The following is a 19,907-nucleotide window of genomic DNA, read 5'->3' as shown; positions in this document are numbered from 1 at the left end:
CATGGAGCAATGACTTCCTCAGCCGTTTCCCTTTCGATGCCAACCGTCCCGCGCCGGCGGCGTTCGCCGGAGGAAGTGCTCGCGGCGGCACCGGTCCCCGGGCCGAAGAAGGTCTTGCTGGCAGCCCCGCGCGGATACTGTGCGGGCGTGGACCGCGCGGTCATCGCCGTCGAAAAGGCCCTGCAGCACTACGGGCCGCCCGTGTATGTCCGGAAGCAGATTGTCCACAACGTGCACGTCGTCAGCTCCCTGGAGGAGCAGGGGGCCATCTTCGTGGACGAGACGGATGAAGTGCCCGAAGGTGCCCTGGTCATCTTTTCCGCCCACGGCGTGTCCCCGGCTGTGGTCCAGTCGGCGGAGGACCGCGGGCTGCGCACGATCGATGCGACCTGCCCCCTCGTGACCAAGGTGCACAAGGAGGCCGTCCGCTTCGCCAAGGATGACTTCGACATCCTCCTGATCGGCCACGACGGCCACGAAGAGGTGGAAGGAACATCCGGCGAGGCTCCCGACCACATCCAGATCATCAATGGTCCCCACGAGGTGGACAAGGTGACGGTTCGGGATCCGGAAAAGGTCATCTGGCTTTCCCAGACCACGCTCAGCGTGGACGAGACCATGGAAACCGTCCGGCTGCTCAAGGAGCGGTTCCCCACGCTCCAGGACCCGCCCAGCGACGACATCTGTTATGCCACGACCAACCGCCAGGTGGCCATCAAGAAGATCGCACCGCAGGCCGATCTGGTGATCGTGGTCGGTTCGGCAAACTCCTCCAACTCCGTCCGCCTGGTGGAGGTGGCGCTCGAATACGGCGCCAAGGCGTCATACCGTGTGGACTTTGCCAACGAGGTGGACGAGTCCTGGTTCGAGGGTGTTGCCACGGTGGGCGTAACGTCCGGTGCCTCTGTTCCGGAGGTCCTGGTCAAGGATGTGCTCCGCCTCCTGGCCGATTACGGCTACGACGCCGTCGAAGAGATTGTGACTGCCGAGGAAGACCTGCTCTTCTCCCTGCCCAAGGAACTCCGCGCGACGCTCAAGGAAGCGGGGGACGTCTCCCGCGCCCTCGGCGGACGCCGCTCGCGCTAGAACAACCGCGAGCAGGCGTCCGCCCGGCGGATCCCCCTAAGCGGCGTCTTCTTCCTCATCTCCGGCTGCCCGCAGTTCAGAGGCCCGGGATTCAGCGCCCTGAAGTTCTTTGCCCCGGAGTTCAGCGCCCAGGGATTCCGGTTCCTGCAGTTCCGGGGCGGCGAGTGAACGCGGTGTGACCTGCACAGCCGGTGGGGTGGCCAGGCCGGGGGTGTCCAGGGCATTGAGTTTCCGGGCCGTGGGAAGAACCCGCGCCTCCAGCGTGCCGACCATCGCGTTGTAGCGGTCCACCGAGGTTTTCAGCGAGGATCCCAGCTTGCCGATGTTGTCTCCGAGGGTGCCCATCCGCTCGTACAGCTGCCGGGCAAGTTCGAAGAGCTCCCGGGCGCTGTCCGTGAGGACGTCCTGGCGCCACGTAAAGGCCACGGACTTGAGCACCGCGAGCAGCGTGCCGGGGGAGGCCAGCACCACGTTCCTGGAGAGTGCGTGGTCCAGGAGGGCCGGGTCGGCGGACAGCGCGGCGGCGAGGATGGACTCGGCGGGGACAAAACAGATCACCAGTTCCGGCGAGTTCCCGGAGATGTCCCAGTACTTCTTGGTGCTGAGGGCGTCCACGTGGGTCTTCAGTGCTTTGGCGTGTGCCGCCAGGAGGTTCTGCCGCGCAGTCTGGCTGAGCCCGGGCTTGTCATGGGTTGACTGTCCCAGCTCCTGCGCCTCGAGGTAGGCGGACAGCGGTACCTTGGCGTCGACCACGAGCTGCTTGTCGCCCGGCAGCTGGACCACAAGGTCCGGGCGGACGGCGGCCTCGGCCCCTGATGTGCCGTGCTGCTGCTCGTGGAAGTCGACGTGCCGCATCATGCCGGCGGCCTCCACGACCCGCCGCAGCTGCACCTCACCCCATTGGCCGCGCGCGCTGTTTGACCTGAGCGCCGACTCAAGGGCATGGGTGGACCGCATCAGCTGCTCGTCGGTGAGGCGGGCTTCCTGCAGCTGCTGCGCCAGCTGGCCGTACTGTTCAAGCCGGTCCCGCTCCAACAGGGATACCTGCTGCTGCACCGCAGTCAGCTTCTCGGCCACCGGGGCCAGAGCCCGGAGGACGCTGGCGTCCTGCTCACGCGACATGCCCAGGTCCCGGTTCTGGGCGGACAGCAGCTTCCGCTCGGCATCCGCGGCAGCAAACTGGGCGCTCATTTCCGAAAGCCGCGCCGAAACGCCGTCGAAATCCGCTTCCAGGGCGCTGCTGCGGCGGCGCAGCACCACATACACCGCGCCCGCGCCGGACACGGCGCCCAGCAACAGCATCAACAAGGCCAGAATTACTGCAAAAGGTTCCATGCCTTCACTGTGGCACGGGGCTGTGACATTTATTGGAAGGGCAACACCCGCCGCGAGGCAGGGGAAGCGGGGCAGGGCAAGCGACACGGACGCAGGCTGCCGGCGGGGGAGGGCGGCACGGGGTGCAGGGGCCGAACAGGTAGAATAAATGTCCGTGGCTCTTACTATTGGCATCGTCGGACTGCCTAATGTCGGCAAATCAACACTTTTCAACGCACTGACCCGCAACCAGGTCCTGGCCGCGAACTATCCGTTCGCAACCATCGAACCCAATGTCGGCGTCGTGAACCTGCCCGACCCCAGGCTGCAGCAGCTGGCCGGGATCTTCGGCTCGCAGCGCGTACTGCCCGCGGCAGTCTCCTTCGTCGACATCGCCGGCATCGTCAAGGGCGCCTCCGAAGGGGAGGGCCTGGGGAACCAGTTCCTCGCCAACATCCGTGAAGCGGAAGCCATCGCCGAGGTGGTGCGCGTCTTCGATGACCCGGACGTCATCCACGTCGACGGCAAGGTCGACCCCCGCTCGGATATGGAAACCATTCACACCGAGCTGATCCTCGCCGATCTGCAGACCATCGAGAAGGCCATTCCCCGGATCGAAAAAGAGGTCAAGATCAAGAAACGGGAGGCCGCCGAGCTCGCTGCCATCAAGGCCGCACAGGTGGTGCTGGAGCGTGGCGACACCATCTACTCCTCCATCAAGAGCGACAAGCTGGAGATGGAGCACCTCAAAGAGCTCAGCCTTCTGACGGCCAAGCCCTTCATCTACGTCTTCAACGCGGACGAAGGCATCCTCGGCAGCGAGGAGAAGCAGGCCGAGCTGCGTGCCATGGTTGCACCAGCCGACTGCATCTTCCTTGACGCCAAGCTCGAGGCCGACCTCGTCGAGCTGGACGAGGCGGAGGCGCGTGAAATGCTCGAGATGAACGGGCAGGACGAATCCGGACTGGACCAGCTGGCCCGCGTCGGATTCCACACGCTGGGCCTGCAGACCTACCTCACGGCCGGACCCAAGGAAGCCCGTGCGTGGACCATCCGCCAGGGCGACACCGCACCGCAGGCAGCCGGCGTGATCCACTCGGACTTCCAGCGTGGCTTCATCAAGGCGGAGATTGTCTCCTTCGAGGACCTCATCGACGCCGGTTCCATGGCAGAAGCAAAGTCCCGCGGCAAGGTCCGCATCGAAGGCAAGGAATACGTCATGGCTGACGGCGACGTGGTGGAGTTCCGCTTCAACGTCTGACAGCTGTGGCCCAATGGCCTCGGGTTATCCACATACGGCAGGATTCTGGTGTGTACGGCGTGCTGTCGCCTCAGAATCGTCGTATGGGAATCAGATACTACGCATACGCGTTCAACAGCGATCAGACTGGGAAGGCACTCGCCGACCCACTCACCGTGGTCGGTGCAGACCCGCTCGCGGACGCGTGGGGCCTCGAACCGGGCTTCAGGCAGGGCGTCACAGACTTCCGACAATCCTTGCCGGAACGCGACCTTCTCTACCTCGACAAGGCATGGTCGTACCTGCAACGGGTCACTGCTCCGTGCCCTGCGGGTGACAGGGCCAGGACGGCCTACCGAATGTTCGAAGGGCAGGTGACTTTCACCGACGATGGCCTTGCATGGCGCCCGTGGGTCCGCGCACTCCCGCCTCATGAGGTCGAACTGGTCGCCCTGGACCTTGAGACGATCAGCGACCACGATATCGAAGCGGGTCTCGGCAGGTTCTGCTCATCTCGTCAGTCGCTGGAGTCCGAGTTGGCCTATGCCATTCATTTCTTCCATCGAGCCAGAGACTTCGCCCAAGCTGTGGCCTCGGACGGGCGCGGATTCGCATACATGATCGGCTGATCACGGTACAGCAGCGAGGTCGGGGCCGAAACAGGACCTGTTGGACCATGGTTCGTCCGGCCATTCGGCCGTGCCGGCATCGATAGACGGAGCAGGCGGGGACCGACCAATCCGAGCCGTACCAGTCGCGGCCCGCCCCTATTGCCGGGGAAGGGGGATGGGCTAAGGTGGGCCCATGTCGCGGTTCAGCTTCTTGGGATGGCCGGTGGTACGGCAATTCGCGTCCGGGGATCCACTCGGCCGCGGTGAAGCCGTGACGTCGCCCAAGACCCGCGGGATCACGCCGCGGACTTCGACCGCGGACCGGGTGGTCCAGAGCGTCTGCCCCTACTGCGCCGTCGGATGCGGCCAGCGTGTCTTCGTCAAGGACGAGAAAGTCGTCCAGATTGAAGGCGATCCGGATTCACCGATTTCCCGGGGGAGGCTCTGCCCCAAGGGCTCGGCCAGTGAGCAGCTGGTCAACGCCCCAGGCAGGCAGACAAAGGTGCTCTACCGGGCACCCCACGCCAAGGACTGGCAGCAGCTGGACCTGGAAACCGCCATCGAAATGGTTGCCGACAGATTCCTCGAGGCACGCCGGAACAAGTGGCAGCAGAACGATGACCAAGGGCGGCCACTGCGCCGCACCATGGGCATTGCAGGCCTCGGCGGGGCAACTCTGGACAATGAAGAGAACTACCTGATCAAGAAGCTCTTCACTGCCGCCGGAGCCATCCAGCTGGAGAATCAGGCCCGCATTTGACACTCCGCCACGGTTCCCAGTTTGGGAACCTCATTTGGGCGGGGCGGCGCCACACAATCGCTCCAAGACATGGCCAACGCCGACTGCATCGTCATTCAGGGCTCGAACATGGCCGAATGCCACCCCGTCGGCTACCAGTGGGTGACGGAGGCCAAAGCCCGGGGCGCGAAGGTTATCCATGTGGACCCGCGGTTCACGCGCACCAGTGCCGTGGCCGACAAACATGTGCCCATCCGCGCCGGATCGGACGTCGTGCTGCTTGGCGCCCTGATCAACTACGTGATCAGCAACGAGCTGTGGTTCAAGGAGTATGTGCTCGCCTACACCAACGCGGCAACGTTGGTGGGTGAAGACTTCCGAGACACTGAGGACCTGGACGGACTGTTCTCAGGATTCGACCCCGAAACCGGGCAGTACGACCTCTCTTCCTGGGCCTATGAGCGCAAGGAGGGTGCGGAATCAAGCGGCGGGCACGAACACGGCGCGGATACCTCGGCCCGGGCAGCCGGCCACCAATACGGCAGTGGCGGCCCGACGCTGGAAAACCCCAGGTTCGAACATGACTACACGCTGGAGCACCCGCGGAGCGTGTTCCAGATCCTCAAGCGGCACTATGCGCGCTACACCCCTGAGATGGTCCGTGAGGCCTGCGGCATTTCCCCCGAGGATTTCGACTACCTCGCCCGGGCCATCACGGAGAACTCCGGAAGGGACCGGACCACCTGCTTCGCGTACGCCGTCGGGTGGACGCAGCACACGCTGGGCGCCCAGTTCATCCGGACCGCGGCGATCCTGCAATTGCTGCTCGGCAACGTGGGACGGCCCGGCGGGGGCGTGATGGCGTTGCGCGGCCATGCCAGCATCCAGGGGTCCACCGACATCCCGACCCTGTTCAACCTGCTGCCGGGCTACCTCCCGATGCCCAAGGCCGCGATGGAGACGCTGGAGCAATACCTGGAGGGCATTTCCTCGCCGAGCCAGAAGGGATACTGGGCCGCCGCCGACACCTACACCATCAGCCTGCTCAAGGCATGGTGGGGCGACGCAGCCAATGAGGAATCGGAATGGGGCTACCAGTATCTGCCCAGGATCACCGGAGGACATGGCACGTATGAGACGGTCATGAGCATGCTCGACGGCGACGTCGAGGGCTACTTCCTCTTCGGCCAGAACCCAGCCGTCGGGTCGGCCCATGGCCGCATGCAGCGGCTGGGCATGTCCCACTTGAAATGGCTGGTCGTGCGGGACCTGAGCCTGATCGAATCAGCTACGTGGTGGAAGGACGGTCCGGAGATCGCCTCGGGCGAACTCAAGACCGAGGACATAGCCACCGAGGTCTTCTTCATGCCGGCAGCCACCCACGTGGAGAAATCCGGTTCCTTCACCCAGACGCAGCGGATGCTCCAGTGGCGCCATCAGGCTGTCCAGCCGCCGGGCGACTGCCAGAGCGAACTCGAGTTCTTCCATGAACTGGGCAAGCGCATCCGCGCGAAGCTGGCGGACTCGACCGATGAGCGGGACCGGCCCCTGCTGGACCTGACGTGGGACTATCCCGTCGATGAACACGGCGAGCCCGACGGCGAGGCGGTGCTCGCGGAAATCAACGGCATGCACCTGACCGGGCCGCAGGCCGGGAAGCCTCTCTCCTCCTACACGGAGATGCGCGCCGACGGCTCGACGTCGGGCGGTTGCTGGATCTACACCGGGGTCTACGCGGACGGCATCAACCATGCCGCCGACCGGAAACCGGCGCAGGAGCAGGGCCAGGTGGCCCCCGAATGGGGCTGGGTGTGGCCCGCGAACCGGAGGACTCTCTACAACCGTGCATCCGCGGACCCCGACGGCAAACCGTGGAGCGAACGTAAGAAGTACATCTGGTGGGACCCGGAGCAGAACCGGTGGACCGGAGAGGACGTGCCGGACTTCCCCGTGGACCGCGCACCCGGGGCCCGTCCGGATGCGGACGCCGGCGGTGCCGAGGCGCTTGCCGGCGACGATGCGTTCATCATGCAATCGGACGGCAAGGCATGGCTGTTTGCCCCGAAGGGCATGGTGGACGGGCCCCTGCCGACGCACTACGAGCCCCAGGAGTCCCCAATCGCCAACCCGCTGTACCGGCAGCAGCAGAACCCCGCCCGGCTGACGTTCCCGCGCGCGGACAACCTCAGCGCACCCAGTGCAGGCGAGCGCGGGTCCGAGGTCTACCCGTACGTCTTCACCACGTACCGCCTGACCGAGCATCACACCGCCGGCGGGATGAGTCGATGGCTGCCTTACCTCGCCGAGCTCCAACCGGAGATGTTCTGCGAAGTGTCCCCGGCGCTGGCGGCCGAACGGGGATTGGAGCCCTACGGGTGGGCCACCATCATCTCGCCCCGTTCGGCGATCGAGGCCAGGGTGCTGGTGACAGACCGTGTGAAACCCCTGATTGTGAGCGGGCGGACTTTCCACCAGATCGGATTGCCCTACCACTGGGGCGTCGGGCAGGACGCCGTGGTTTCCGGCGACGCCGCCAACGACCTGCTCGGCGTGACCCTCGATCCGAACGTGCAGATCCAGGAATCCAAGGCCGGGTCCTGCGACATCGTCCCGGGGCGGCGGCCGCGCGGCGCCGCGCTCCTCTCGCTGATCGCTGAATACCAGACCCGTGCAGGGGTGACGCCGGAAACCGGGAACCAGAAAGTTACCGGTCCCGGCCGGGCATCGGGCCACGGGACGAAGGAGGAGAACTGAATGAACCAGCTGACCGAATCTCCGGATCACGTCAGGCACACCGGGCATCCCCGGAAGGGCTTCTTCACCGACACCTCAATCTGCATCGGGTGCAAGGCCTGCGAGGTGGCCTGCAAGGAATGGAACCGCAACCCCTCCGACTCGGAGTACGAGCTGCTTGAGTCTTCCTACGACAACACCGGGTCCCTCGGAGCGGACACATGGCGGCACGTCGCGTTCATCGAGCAAGACCGGGAGCAGATCGGGCGTGCCCGCGAATCCGGCCGGGCCCTTGTCAGTCTTGGCATGCCCGGCTTCGGCCCACCTGGGCAACATAAGGCGTCGGCTCTGGCCGGCACGGACACCACGCCCCCGGACACCCCCGACTTCAGGTGGCTGATGTCCTCCGATGTGTGCAAGCACTGCACCAACGCCGGGTGCCTCGACGTCTGTCCCACTGGTGCCCTGTTCCGTACCGAGCACGGAACCGTCGTCGTCCAGGACGATGTGTGCAACGGCTGCGGAACCTGCGTGGCAGGGTGCCCGTTCGGAGTGATCGAGCGGCGCCGCAACGGCACGGTAGGGACGAAGACCGAGCGCGACTTCACTCCCGGGGAACAGGCCCCGACACGCAACGTCGGCGTCGCCCAGAAGTGCACGCTGTGCTACGACCGGATCGTTGACGGCCAGACCCCCGCATGCGCCCAGACCTGCCCCACCACGTCGATCAAGTACGGCGAGCGCGAGACCATGGTGGCCACCGCGAAGGAACGGGTGGCCGAACTGCATGCGCAGGGGCTGACGGAGGCGCGGCTCTACGGAGCCAATGATTCCGACGGCGTCGGCGGCACCGGGTCCGTCTTCCTGCTGCTGGACGAACCCGAGGTGTACGGACTGCCGCCGGACCCCCGGGTGCCCACGGCGGACCTGCCGCGCATGTTCAAGCGGGCGGGCATTGCCGCCGCCGGTATGCTGGCCGCCGTCACCGCGGCTTTCCTGGTGGGAGGCCGCGCTTGACGGTCTCCGACTTCGACGAGTACCGCCCGCCAGAACCGCCGCGCGGGCGCAAAGGCCATGGCAAGCGCCGCCGCGCCGGGACAGGCGGCGGCCGCGGCGAAGAGCCGATGGTCCCCGAGGCGGAGTTCACTTCCTATTACGGCCGGCCGATCGTCAAGCCGCCGCCGTGGGGAGACCCGATAGCCGTGTACCTCTTCCTGGGGGGAGTGGCCGGCGGCTCGGCTCTGCTGGGCGTCGGCGGGCAGGTGACAGGCAACCAGGTGCTGTGCCGCAACAGCCGGCTGGCCGCGCTCGCCGCCGTCGGGCTGGGCGCCGTGGCGCTCGTGGAGGACCTGGGCCGCCCCGAGCGGTTCCTCAACATGCTCCGCACGATCAAGCTCACATCGCCGATGAGCCTGGGCTCGTGGGTTCTGACGGCGTTCAGCGCCGGTGTCGGAGTGTCAGCCGTTTCCGAGATCGACCGGATGACCGGCTCGCGGCTGCCGCTCGGGCCGCTGCGCCGGCTGCTGCGGGGGCTTGAGGGTCCGGCGGGGGTGGAAGCCGCAGTGTTCGCGGCCCCGCTGTCCGTCTACACCGCCGTCCTGCTGTCGGATACCGCGAACCCCACCTGGAACGCCGCCCGGGAGGATTTACCGTTCGTCTTCGTCAGTTCTGCAAGCCTCGCTGCGGCGGGCCTGGCCATGATCACTACCCCGGTGAAAGAGGCCGGGCCGGCCCGGGCACTGGCGGTGCTCGGCGTCGCCGGCGATTTGATCGCCACCCGGGTCATGGAGAAGAACATGGACCCGGTCGCGGCGGAGCCCCTGCACCTGGGCGGACCGGGACGGATGCTCGCCTGGAGTGAGGGGCTGGCGGTGGCCGGCGGCGTCGGCGCTCTCCTCGGCGGCAGGCACAGGCTCACCGCGGCAGTGTCGGGGGTGGCGCTGCTCGGCGCTTCGGCCCTGACCCGGTTCGGGATATTGCGTGCCGGTATCCGCTCCACGGAGAACCCCCGCTACACCGTCGAACCGCAGAAGAACCGGCTCGCTGCCCGCCGGCGGGCAGGCGTGGTGCACGATTCGATCACGACCGCCGAGTGAGCCGCTAGCGCACCTCGATGCCCGGGCCCCCGGTCGTGTAGCCCACGACGGGGTGCCCGGGGAGTTCGCCCACTACGAGCAAGCCGCCGGAGGTCTGGGCGTCGGCGAGCACCAGCAGGTTCTCCTCGGAGACTCCTGGCCCCGGCCGGAGATGGGGACGGACCCAGTCCAGGTTGCGCCGCGTCCCGCCCGAGACGAAACCGTCCCGCAGCGCTTCCCGGGCACCGGAGACCAGCGGCACCGCGCTTTGGTCGATGACCGCGCCCACGCCGGAGGCCCGGCACATCTTGTAGAGATGGCCCAGCAGGCCAAAACCGGTGACATCCGTCGCGGCCCGGAGGCCGCGCTGCACCGCTGCCCCGGCGGCCTCCCGGTTCAGTTGCACCATAGTCGCGACGGCCTCGTCGAATACCTCGCCGGTTTGCTTATGCCGGTTATTCAGGAAACCCAGGCCGATCGGTTTGGTCAGTGTGAGCGGCAGCCCGGGCCGGGCGGCATCGTTGCGAAGCAGCTTGCCGGGGTCCGCGATGCCGGTCACCGCCATTCCGTATTTGGGCTCCGGGTCATCAACTGAGTGTCCTCCCGTCACCGGGCAGCCAGCTTCGGCGGCAACTGCCAGCCCGCCGCGCAGAACCTCGGCCAGCAGCTCCATCGGCAGCACTCCCCGCGGCCAGCCGACGAGATTGATGGCGCTGACCGGGCGCCCGCCCATGGCATAGATGTCGGAGAGAGCGTTCGCTGCCGCGATCCGGCCCCAGTCGTAGGCGTCATCGACCACTGGCGTGAAGAAATCCGCCGTCGAGAGCACCGCGAGGTCCTCACTAACCAGTACAGCGGAGGCATCATCGCCGCCGTCGAGCCCCACCAGAACGTCCGGGTGGGTCTGGCCGGCCAGGCCACGGACCACATCCTCGAGTTCCCCGGGGGGAATCTTGCAGGCACACCCTCCGCCATGCGCATAGCCGGTGAGCCGGACCGCTCCGGACTGTTCCTGATCTAGGGCCATGATCCCGTCCATGGCCCCCAGTCTAGGAGCCGAGGGCCCCGCTGCGAAGCGAAGCGAGCAGTGGGAGGCGACGACGACGCTAGGACGGCAGGCCGGTGTTAGCATCCTTTTTGGAGGCGTCTGGGTCCTGGTGGGCTCCCCGGTCTTCAAAACCGGTGAGACCGAGTAGCTCGGTCTGGCGGGTTCGATTCCCGTCCGCCTCCGCCAACTGCCGCAGCTGAAGGCGATCCAAAGGAGGACCGTGGGCAAAGTCGACCCGCGCAGATTTATTCCGCGCACCGACCGGCTGCTCGCGCACCCGGAGCTTCAATGTGCCCGGGGACGCCTTGGGGATGATGTGATCCGCTCCATCGTCCAGGAGATTCAAGACCTGGCGCGCTCCGGCGGGCTTGCGCCCGAGGAGGTCGAAGCGGAGGTCCTGGCCGCAGTATCGTCCCGCCAGGCCACCTCCCTGCGGCCGGTGCTCAACGCCACCGGCATCATCGTGCACACGAACCTGGGGCGCGCGCCGCTGTCGGGGTCCGCCCGGGCCGCTCTGCTCGCGGCGGCAGGTTATGTCGACGTCGAAATGGACTTGCCGTCCGGGACTCGCTCCAAACGCGGGACCGGCGCGCGTGAGGCACTGCTGCGCGCCTGTCCCGCTGCGGAGGATGCGCTGGCTGTGAACAACGGGGCGGCCGCCCTGCTGCTGGCCACCACCGTCCTGGCCGGCACCGGAGAGGTGATCATCAGCCGCGGGGAGCTCATCGAAATCGGCGCGGGCTTCAGGCTTCCCGAACTGATCGAATCCACCGGTGCCCGCCTGCGGGAAGTGGGCGCCACCAACCGCACGCACCTGCGCGATTACGAGTCCGCCATTGGAGAGCGGACCGGCTGCCTGCTCAAGGTCCATCCGAGCAATTTCCGGATCAGCGGCTTCACCTCCGGCGTTGGAGTCAGCGAACTCCGGTCTTTGGCCGATGAACACCAGGTCCCTTTGGTGGTGGATCTCGGCAGCGGCCTGCTCGCCCCGGATCCCGTGCTGCCTGAGGAGCCCGACATCGCCAGTGCGCTGGCATCCGGTGCCGACGTCGTTATCGCCAGCGGTGACAAACTCCTGGGCGGCCCGCAGGCGGGGCTTCTGCTGGGCCGCGCCGAAGTCATTGCCAGGCTGGCGCGCCATCCGCTGGCCCGGGCCCTGCGGGCCGACAAACTGGCGCTGGCCGCGCTGGAAGCGACCCTCTCCGGAGAGGCGCCGCCGGTGACTGCCGCCCTCCACGCAGATCCGGTGCGCCTCCGCGAGCGCACGGAGGCGCTCGCGGAGGCTGTGGGCGGCGCCGTCATCGAGCACGACGGCAGGGTCGGCGGCGGGGGAGCGCCGGGCGTGCCCTTGCCCGGCTGGGCCGTCCGGCTCCCGGAGAACACGGCCCGGTGGCTGCGTACGGGCACTCCCGCGGTGCTGCCCCGGGTCCACAGCGGCGCCTGCCTGGTGGATCTGCGCTGCATCCCGGAGGACGACGACGAACGGCTGGCCGGCGCTGTGAAGTCAGCTCTGGCGCATGCCGCCGAACCGCTCGGAACCGAAGGTAACTAAGGATGTTCGTGGTGGCCACCGCCGGGCATGTCGATCACGGCAAGAGCACCCTGGTGCGCGCGCTGACAGGGATGGAGCCTGACCGGTGGGCGGAGGAGCGCCGCCGCGGACTGACGATCGACCTGGGGTTCGCATGGACCAGGCTGGCCTCGGGCAAGGATGTGGCCTTTGTAGACGTCCCAGGGCATGAACGGTTCCTCGGCAACATGCTGGCCGGGCTGGGGCCGGCGCCTGCCGTGTGTTTCGTCGTCGCTGCTGATGAAGGCTGGCAGGCCCAGTCCAGCGACCACCGCGATGCCATCGCGGCGTTGGGGATCAGCCACGGGATCGTGGTGCTGACCCGCAGCGACCGTGCACCGGGCGGCGTGGACGAGGTACTCGCGCGGGTGCGGGCGGAGCTCGCGGGCACCGGGCTGCGCGATGCGCCCGCCGTCATCGTGTCCGCGGTCCACGGGACCGGCCTTGGCGAACTGCGCAGCGCACTGGATGACATGCTCATGTCCCTGCCCGAACCCGAGCCGGACGCCCGCATCCGGTTATGGATCGACCGGTCGTTCACCATCGGTGGCGCCGGAACGGTCGTAACGGGAACCCTGACGGCCGGCACGCTCGCCCAGGGCGACCGTTTGCTGCTTCTCGGCCATGACGCCGCCCGGCCGGTATCGGTGCGCGCCCTGCACAGCCGCAACCAGGCCGCTGACTCCATCGGTCCCAGCAGCCGTGTCGCCGTGAACCTGCGGTCCGGGCTGTCCGCTGATGCCATCCACCGCGGTGACGTGCTCCTCACCGGGGACAGCTGGACCGTGGTGGATGCCATTGACGTCCGGCGCACCACGGGTGCCCCTTTCACAGACGCACCAGGACAACTGCTCGTCCACATCGGCACCGCTGCCGTGCCGGCCAGGATGCGCCCGTTCGATGCGGACCACGCCCGCCTGACCCTCGACCGCCGGCTTCCCCTCGAACTGGGCGACCGTCTGGTGCTGCGGGCCACCGGAAGCAGGTCGGTCCTGGCCGGAGCGCAAATTCTCGACGTCGAACCGCCCGCGCTCAAGCGCCGCGGCGACAGCAGCCGGCGGGCTGATGTCCTCGCCGCCATGTCGCCGGGCGGGGACGCGCTGACGGAAGTCGCCCGCCGGGGCGCGGTCCGGGTCGAACAACTGCGCCGCATGGGTGTTTCCGGTCTGGCCCGGGTACCGGACGGAGTAAAGGCCTTCGGCGACTGGTGGGTGCACGAACCGGTCCTCGACGCGTGGCGGCGGCGGCTGCGCAGCGCCGTCGAGCAACTGGGCGAGCAGGACCCATTGGCGGCAGGGCTTTCCAGCGGGGCTGCCCGGGACCTGATCGGACCGGCCGGCGGCGTGCTGCTGGAAGCGGTGGTCCGGGAAGCGGGACTCGAGCAACGGGCGGGCTTCATCACGCTCCCGGGGCAGCGCCCGGGCCTTGGCGCCGCCGAGGCCGGAATCGCTGCACTGGAAAACCGGCTGAAGATTGCGCCGTTCGCGGCCCCCGAAGCCCACGAGCTGAATGCCCTCGGCCTGGGCGCCCGCGAACTGGCGGCAGCTGAGCGCAGCGGCCGCCTGCTGAGGCTCGGCGAGGGCGTGGTCCTGCTGCCACGGGCACCTGCCCTGGCCATGCGCGAGCTCGCAGCCCTGCCACAGCCGTTCACCACGAGTGAGGCAAGGAAAGCGCTGGGTACCACCCGGCGGGTCGCGATCCCGTTACTGGAGTACCTCGACAGCCGCGGGTGGACCCGGCGGCTGGACGCGGCCCGTCGCACCGTCGCCTGAAAACTGGACGCGGGGCCGGGCGGACGCCCGCGCCGCCTGACCTACTCAGTGATTGAGTATTAAACGGCAAAAAGCCCAGATCCTTTGGCTGGGGGCTTTTTCTGCGATTGATGCTTCTACCCTCCGGGCAACATGGCGTCAAGGAAAAACGGTGCGGACTTTTCGCACGGCAACAGCTTGGTTGCATCTCGATAACAACCTTTACTGAGGGACAACTTTCGGACCGCGTGCGCTGCGTTCGGGTCTAGGCTACTTGTCATGTGAGACTCGCCACATCTCACTGGGGGGATGTAGCGTGTCTGGCCGGCGCCCACAGCGAAGGTCTTTTCCACACTCAAAGAAACATAGGAGGCGGAATGCGATTCAGTCGTATTTCCAAAGCAGTAGGCGTTGCAGCCGCGGCTGCACTGGCGCTCAGCGCCTGCGCGAGCACGAATGGCGGGACAACCCCGTCGAGCAATGCGGCCGGCAAGCAGGGGGGAACAGCCACTGTAGTTGAGGTCAACGCGTTCAACACGTTCAACCCCAACACGGCCGACGGCAACACTGACATCAACTCGAAGGTCAGCTACGCCACACACTCCGGGTTCTACTACATCGACAACCAGCTGAACATCGTGCACAACGACAAGTTCGGCAAGATGGAAAAGACGTCCGACGATCCGCTGACCGTCAAATACACCATCAACGAAGGCGTTAAATGGTCTGACGGCACTCCCGTCACCGCCGCGGACCTGCTCCTGCAGTGGGCAGCGTTCTCCGGGTACTACAACGATGCCGATGCCGAGGGCAAGGCGGGAACGTCCTACTTCTCCTACGCCGGTGACCCCACCGGCCTGGCGCTCACCGATTTCCCCGAAATCGGTGACGACAACCGCTCCATGACCATCAAGTACTCCAAGCCGTTCGCGGACTGGGAGATCGCACTTGGCGGCCCCGGCATTGACATCCCGGCGCACGTCCTGGCCAAGAAGGCCGGCCTGGCCGATACCCAGGCTTTCATCGACCACCTTAAGGCCATGCCGCGCGGCGACGCCAAGGCGCCCAAGGCCGCCGATGCCAAGCTCAAGGCCATGTCCGACATGTGGAACACGGGCTTTGACTCCAAGACCCTGCCGAGCGACCCGAGCCTGTTCCTCTCCAACGGCCCGTTCGTTGTCCAGAGCATCAACCAGGACCAGTCCCTGACCATGGTCCGCAACAAGGACTACAACTGGGGGCCCGAGCCCAAGCTGGATGAGATCACCGTCCGCTACATCGGTTCTTCCCCGGCCCAGGTCCAGGCGCTTAAGAACGGCGAGGCCGACATCATCGCCCCGCAGGCTTCGGCGGACACCCTCGAACAGCTCAAGGCACTCGAGAGCCAGGGCGTCACGGTGGAGCAGGGCAACCAGCTCTCCTACGACCACATCGACCTGAACTACTCGGGCCCCTTCGCCGAAAAGAGTGTCCGCGAGGCATTCATGCTGACGGTTCCGCGCAAGGACATCGTGGACAAGATCATCAAGAAGCTCGACCCCGAGGCGAAGCCCCTGGACTCGCAGCTGTTCGTTCCCGCGCAGCCGGCCTACGAGACGTCCGTGCAGGAGAACGGCTCCTCGAAGTACCAGGACGCCGATGTTGACGCCGCCAAGAAGCTCCTGAACGGTGCCACCCCCGAGGTCCGCATCATGTACAACAAGGACAACCCCAACCGCGTGGACGCGTTCTCGCTGATCCGCGAGTCGGCAACCAAGGCCGGCTTCAAGATTGTCGACGGCGGACTGGGCGCCTCTGACTGGGGCAAGGCCCTGGGCAAGGGCGGCTACGACGCCACGATCTTCGGCTGGATCAACCCCGGTGTCGGCGTCTCCGGCGTGCCGCAGATCTTCCGCACCGGCAACGGCTCCAACTTCAACAAGTTCAGCGACCCTGAAGCCGACAAGCTGATGGACGAACTGATTGTGACCACGGACCGCAGCAAGCAGGATGAGCTGACCAAGCAGATCGACAAGAAGATCTGGGATTCCGCCTACGGACTCCCGCTGTTCCAGTCCGTCGGTGTTGACGCCTACAGCGACCGCATCACAGGCGTGAAGTTCATGCCGAACCAGACGGGCGTGTGGTGGAACTTCTGGGAGTGGGCCGAAAAGTAAGCCCGCGCTACGAAGCAGCACAAGCTAGTTGAGGCGCCGGGACCATGCACCACGGTCCCGGCGCCTTGCAGCGCCATTTCCCGGCAGTGCCTGTGTTGGCAGCACAAACAGTCGGCACGGCCAACCCTGCGACCGGCCCGGGCAATCCCTGGGCCCGAATCCTGAGGTTCTATCACAATGGTGACCTACATAGTCCGGCGGCTAGTCACCGCCGCACTCATCCTTTTGGGCGCTTCGTTCCTGGTGTATCTGCTGACCGCAGCATCGGGCGATCCGCTTGCAGAGTTCCGCGCCAGCAGCGCACCCAACAAGCAGCAGCTCATGGACTCGCGGTCCGCGCTGCTGGACCTCGACACACCCGCGCCCGTGCGCTACTTCAAGTGGCTCGGCGGGGCGGCCCAGTGCCTCGTGCCCTTCGCCGGCTCCTGTGATCTTGGCAAGAACATCGCCGGGCAGCCCATCACGGACGCCCTGGGCCATGCACTCATCCAGACACTGACACTGGTCACCGGGGCCACGATCCTGGCCATCCTCGTGGGCATCACGCTGGGCATCATCACTGCCCTGCGCCAGTACAGCACGCTGGACTACGGCGTGACCTTCATGGCCTTCCTCTTCTTTTCCCTCCCGATCTTCTGGGTCGCCGTCCTGCTTAAGGAATTCGGCGCCATCGGCTTCAACAACTTCCTCCGAAACCCGGAGATCCCCCTGCCCGTCTCCCTCGGCACCGGTGCCGTCCTCGGCGCTGTGGCCGTGGTCGTGGCCGGCGGCGATGCGCGGCGCCGGGCGCTGACCGGCGGCGTCGTGTTCGCCGTCGTCGCTGCCGTCCTCATCTACTTCTCGGTGACCCAGTGGTTCAAGACGCCGGGCCTGGGGCCCGTGGTCATCGCCATCGCCGGGGTGGGCATAGCCTTCGCCGTCACCCTGCTGACCGCAGGCCTGCGGAACCGCAAAGCCCTGCAGTCTGCCCTCATTGCCGTGGGCGCCGGAGTGGTTCTCTACTTTGTCATCCAGCCGCTGCTGAACCAGGCCACGTTCCTGATGATCGTCCTGCTGGGCATCGCGGCGGTTCTGGCCGGCATGGCCATCGGCTATTTCATGGGCGGCTACGACCGCGGCCAGTCCATGCGCGCGGCCGCCATCACGTCATTCCTCGTGGGCTTCCTCATCCTGCTGGACCGTTTCATGCAGGCATGGCCCGCGTACTTCAACAACAGCAGGGTCCGCGGACGGCCCATCGCCACCATCGGCGCCGGCACCCCGAACATCGAAGGCGATTTCTGGATCCTCGGCATCGATTCCTTTACCCACCTCATCCTCCCCACCACGGCCCTCATCCTCATCTCCCTGGCGGGCTACACGCGGTTCACCCGTGCCTCCATGCTGGAGATCATGAACATGGACTACATCCGCACGGCGCGGGCCAAGGGGCTTTCCGAGCGGACCGTCGTCATGCGCCACGCGTTCCGGAACGCCCTGATTCCGGTGGCCACAATCGTGGCGTTCGACATCGGCGGCCTGATCGGCGGCGCCGTCATCACCGAGACGGTGTTTTCCGTCCGGGGCATGGGGTTCCTGTTCCTCGACGGCATCCAGCACGTCGACCCGAACCCCGTCATGGGCGTGTTCATCTGTGTTGCCATCACGGCCATGGCGTTCAACCTCATCGCGGACCTCGCCTACTCCGCACTGGATCCACGAGTAAGGGTGAAAGCATGAGCCAGCCCAGCCAGCAGGATGAAATCATGGCAGAGCAGGCCGGCCTGCGGCAGGAAGCCGCCGGAGTCGAGCCTGTCACCGAAGCCCGGGGCCTGAGCCAGGGCCAGATTGTCCGCAAGCGCTTCCTTGGCCATTCCGGCGCCATCGTCGGCCTGGTCGTCTTCGCCATCATCTTCGTCATGGCCTTCACCTCCGTGGGCTACGCCGGAATCCCGGGGTGGTGGAAGTACACCCACGAAGCCGTCTCGCCGCTGGCCAACAACGGAGCCCCCACCGCGTCGCTCTGGCCACTGGCCTGGGGTGAGCACCCCTTCGGCCAGGACCGGATCGGACGCGACCTGTTCGCCATGACCATGCGCGGCGCCCAGCAGTCCATCACCATCATGGTGGTCATCGGACTGATCGCAGGCCTGATCGGCGTGGTGGTCGGGGCACTGTCCGGCTACTTCCGGGGCTGGATGGAAGCGGTCCTGATGCGGCTCACCGACGTCATCATTATTGTCCCGGCCCTGCTCCTCGCCGCCGTCATGGCCCAGCTGGCCGGCCGGCGAGACGAAGGAAGCTGGTTCGCAGCCTTCGCCAGCAGCAACGGAGTCCTCGCCCTCGGCATCTTCCTGGGACTGATCAGCTGGGTGGGCCTGGCGAGGCTGATGCGCGGCGAGTTCCTGACCCTCCGGGAACGCGAATTCGTGGACGCGGCACGCATTTCCGGGGCGAGCAACGCACGGATCATTTTCAAGCACATCCTGCCTAACGCGGTGGGCGTGCTGATTGTCAATGTCACGCTGACGATGTCGGCGGCGATCCTGACCGAAACGGCCCTGAGCTACCTGGGCGTCGGCGTCAAGTCCCCGGACACCTCACTCGGCCTGCTCATCTCCCAGAACCAGGAAGCCTTCGCCACCCGCCCCTGGCTGTTCTGGTTCCCGGGCCTGTTCATCGTCCTCATCTGCCTCAGCATCAACTTCATCGGTGACGGCCTGCGGGACGCCTTCGATCCGCGGCAGAAGAAATTCAACGCCAAGAAGGCCAAGGACTCCGCTGCAGCCGTCCCGGAAGCGACGCCGGTGGCGGCCCTGGACACCACGGCTGAGGACCGCCGGGCCGCCGGCGGGGACAGGGGAGCCTGACATGCTGCCGCGAAGCCACGGTCCGGTGCAGCGCACCGGGCTCCTACAGGACGGCCATGCTCCAGTAACTCAGCCCGAGAAGCAGCAGCGCAGCTGCTGCCTCCAGCCAGCGGAATTTCACGGTGACCGGGGTGGTCTCCGCAGCTCCGGCATCGACAAGCCCGGCCTCGACCAGCTGCTCCCAGCGGGCACGCACCAGCTGCGCGGCCTGGCCGGAGTCAGTGGTCTTCAGGTCGCCGGGCCGCACGGAGTTCCCCGGACCGTACGTGCTGCCCGGCAGTCCGCGGAGATCCTCCGGACGGGCGTTGCGGCCGCCCCAGATGCCGGGCGCGGGAGCAGCCCACGCGCCATAGCTTCGGCCGGGCGTGATGAGGGTCAGCGCGTAGCGGGTATCCACCTGCACCAGCGCGGGCCACGGTACCGTGATGGCGCGGAACGGGTTCTCGATGGTGACGCCCGCATCGTGGATGACCACCGCGGGGCGCCAGAAGAGCAGCCAGCCCAGATAGGCGATGAGAAGCAGCGGCCAAACACCGGACAGGGCACCGGGCCCGCCCGCAACCACCAGGCCGGCCAGCCCGGCGGCTGCCACGAACCAGGAAAATCCGGCAAACCATTTGTTGGTGCGCGCCTTGAAGATTGCGGCGTTTCCGGCGTGCGGCACAGTGCTCATGCCCCCAATAATTCAGTATTCCCGGCCGCAGCACTAATCTCAGCTGCTCCGCTGGCACGGGT

The 19,907-nt window shown here is 66.6% G+C and carries 14 protein-coding genes and 1 tRNA gene; 12 read left to right on the top strand and 3 right to left on the bottom strand.

Features of this window, described 5'->3' with window-relative positions:
* Positions 1–9 precede the first annotated feature (9 nt).
* Positions 10–1,086, top strand: a complete 1,077-nt coding sequence (locus ACFTR6_RS02225; RefSeq protein ID WP_076801478.1) for a 4-hydroxy-3-methylbut-2-enyl diphosphate reductase — start codon at positions 10–12, stop codon at positions 1,084–1,086.
* Between the two features lie 36 nt (positions 1,087–1,122).
* Here the strand turns inward: ACFTR6_RS02225 and ACFTR6_RS02220 are convergent, their stop codons facing one another.
* Entirely contained in the window at positions 1,123–2,421 is a 1,299-nt protein-coding gene (locus tag ACFTR6_RS02220) for a DNA recombination protein RmuC (protein ID WP_377956709.1), read from the bottom strand.
* A 154-nt stretch (positions 2,422–2,575) separates the two neighbouring features.
* Between ACFTR6_RS02220 and ychF the strand changes: the two genes are divergently transcribed.
* The 5 genes from ychF (at position 2,576) to nrfD (ending at position 9,819) form a co-directional block, all read left to right on the top strand.
* Positions 2,576–3,661, top strand: a complete 1,086-nt coding sequence (ychF, locus tag ACFTR6_RS02215) for a redox-regulated ATPase YchF (protein WP_087874381.1) — start codon at positions 2,576–2,578, stop codon at positions 3,659–3,661.
* Between the two features lie 83 nt (positions 3,662–3,744).
* Entirely contained in the window at positions 3,745–4,269 is a 525-nt protein-coding gene (locus tag ACFTR6_RS02210) for a hypothetical protein (protein ID WP_377956708.1), read from the top strand.
* Between the two features lie 175 nt (positions 4,270–4,444).
* Entirely contained in the window at positions 4,445–7,744 is a 3,300-nt protein-coding gene (gene fdh, locus ACFTR6_RS02205) for a formate dehydrogenase (RefSeq protein WP_377956707.1), read from the top strand.
* On the top strand, positions 7,745–8,740 hold the full coding sequence (locus ACFTR6_RS02200; RefSeq protein WP_377956706.1) for a 4Fe-4S dicluster domain-containing protein: 996 nt from the start codon (positions 7,745–7,747) through the stop codon (positions 8,738–8,740).
* Positions 8,737–9,819 (top strand): NrfD/PsrC family molybdoenzyme membrane anchor subunit, encoded by a 1,083-nt coding sequence (gene nrfD / locus ACFTR6_RS02195; protein ID WP_076801492.1) that lies wholly within the window; start codon positions 8,737–8,739, stop codon positions 9,817–9,819. The genes ACFTR6_RS02200 and nrfD overlap by 4 nt, the downstream gene beginning before the upstream one ends.
* A gap of 4 nt (positions 9,820–9,823) precedes the next feature.
* Here the strand turns inward: nrfD and selD are convergent, their stop codons facing one another.
* Positions 9,824–10,837 (bottom strand): selenide, water dikinase SelD, encoded by a 1,014-nt coding sequence (selD, locus tag ACFTR6_RS02190; protein WP_377956705.1) that lies wholly within the window; start codon positions 10,835–10,837, stop codon positions 9,824–9,826.
* A gap of 100 nt (positions 10,838–10,937) precedes the next feature.
* Here selD and ACFTR6_RS02185 point away from each other — a divergent pair.
* From ACFTR6_RS02185 to ACFTR6_RS02160, 6 genes are all read left to right on the top strand, one after another.
* Positions 10,938–11,032 (top strand) — tRNA-Sec (locus ACFTR6_RS02185).
* Between the two features lie 34 nt (positions 11,033–11,066).
* A complete protein-coding gene (gene selA, locus ACFTR6_RS02180) occupies positions 11,067–12,398 on the top strand; it encodes an L-seryl-tRNA(Sec) selenium transferase (protein WP_377956704.1) in 1,332 nt (443 codons plus the stop codon).
* A gap of 2 nt (positions 12,399–12,400) precedes the next feature.
* Positions 12,401–14,188, top strand: coding sequence for a selenocysteine-specific translation elongation factor (gene selB / locus ACFTR6_RS02175; protein WP_377956703.1), 1,788 nt, complete (start codon positions 12,401–12,403; stop codon positions 14,186–14,188).
* 356 nt (positions 14,189–14,544) lie between these two features.
* Positions 14,545–16,323: an ABC transporter family substrate-binding protein gene (locus tag ACFTR6_RS02170; protein WP_076801499.1), complete on the top strand. Its 1,779-nt coding sequence runs from the start codon at positions 14,545–14,547 to the stop codon at positions 16,321–16,323.
* A 177-nt stretch (positions 16,324–16,500) separates the two neighbouring features.
* On the top strand, positions 16,501–18,042 hold the full coding sequence (locus tag ACFTR6_RS02165; RefSeq protein WP_076801501.1) for an ABC transporter permease: 1,542 nt from the start codon (positions 16,501–16,503) through the stop codon (positions 18,040–18,042).
* On the top strand, positions 18,039–19,172 hold the full coding sequence (locus tag ACFTR6_RS02160) for an ABC transporter permease (protein ID WP_377956702.1): 1,134 nt from the start codon (positions 18,039–18,041) through the stop codon (positions 19,170–19,172). The genes ACFTR6_RS02165 and ACFTR6_RS02160 overlap by 4 nt, the downstream gene beginning before the upstream one ends.
* A gap of 43 nt (positions 19,173–19,215) precedes the next feature.
* Here the strand turns inward: ACFTR6_RS02160 and ACFTR6_RS02155 are convergent, their stop codons facing one another.
* Positions 19,216–19,845 carry a PH domain-containing protein gene (locus tag ACFTR6_RS02155; protein ID WP_377956701.1) on the bottom strand — a complete coding sequence of 210 codons (630 nt, stop codon included), beginning with the start codon at positions 19,843–19,845 and terminating at the stop codon, positions 19,216–19,218.
* Between the last annotated feature and the right edge of the window lie 62 nt (positions 19,846–19,907).

The organism is Arthrobacter sp. NPDC057009, from assembly GCF_042673905.1.
Lineage (GTDB): Bacteria > Actinomycetota > Actinomycetes > Actinomycetales > Micrococcaceae > Arthrobacter.
Note: the sequence above shows the minus strand (reverse complement) of the source record. Positions and strands in the feature narration are given on the sequence as shown.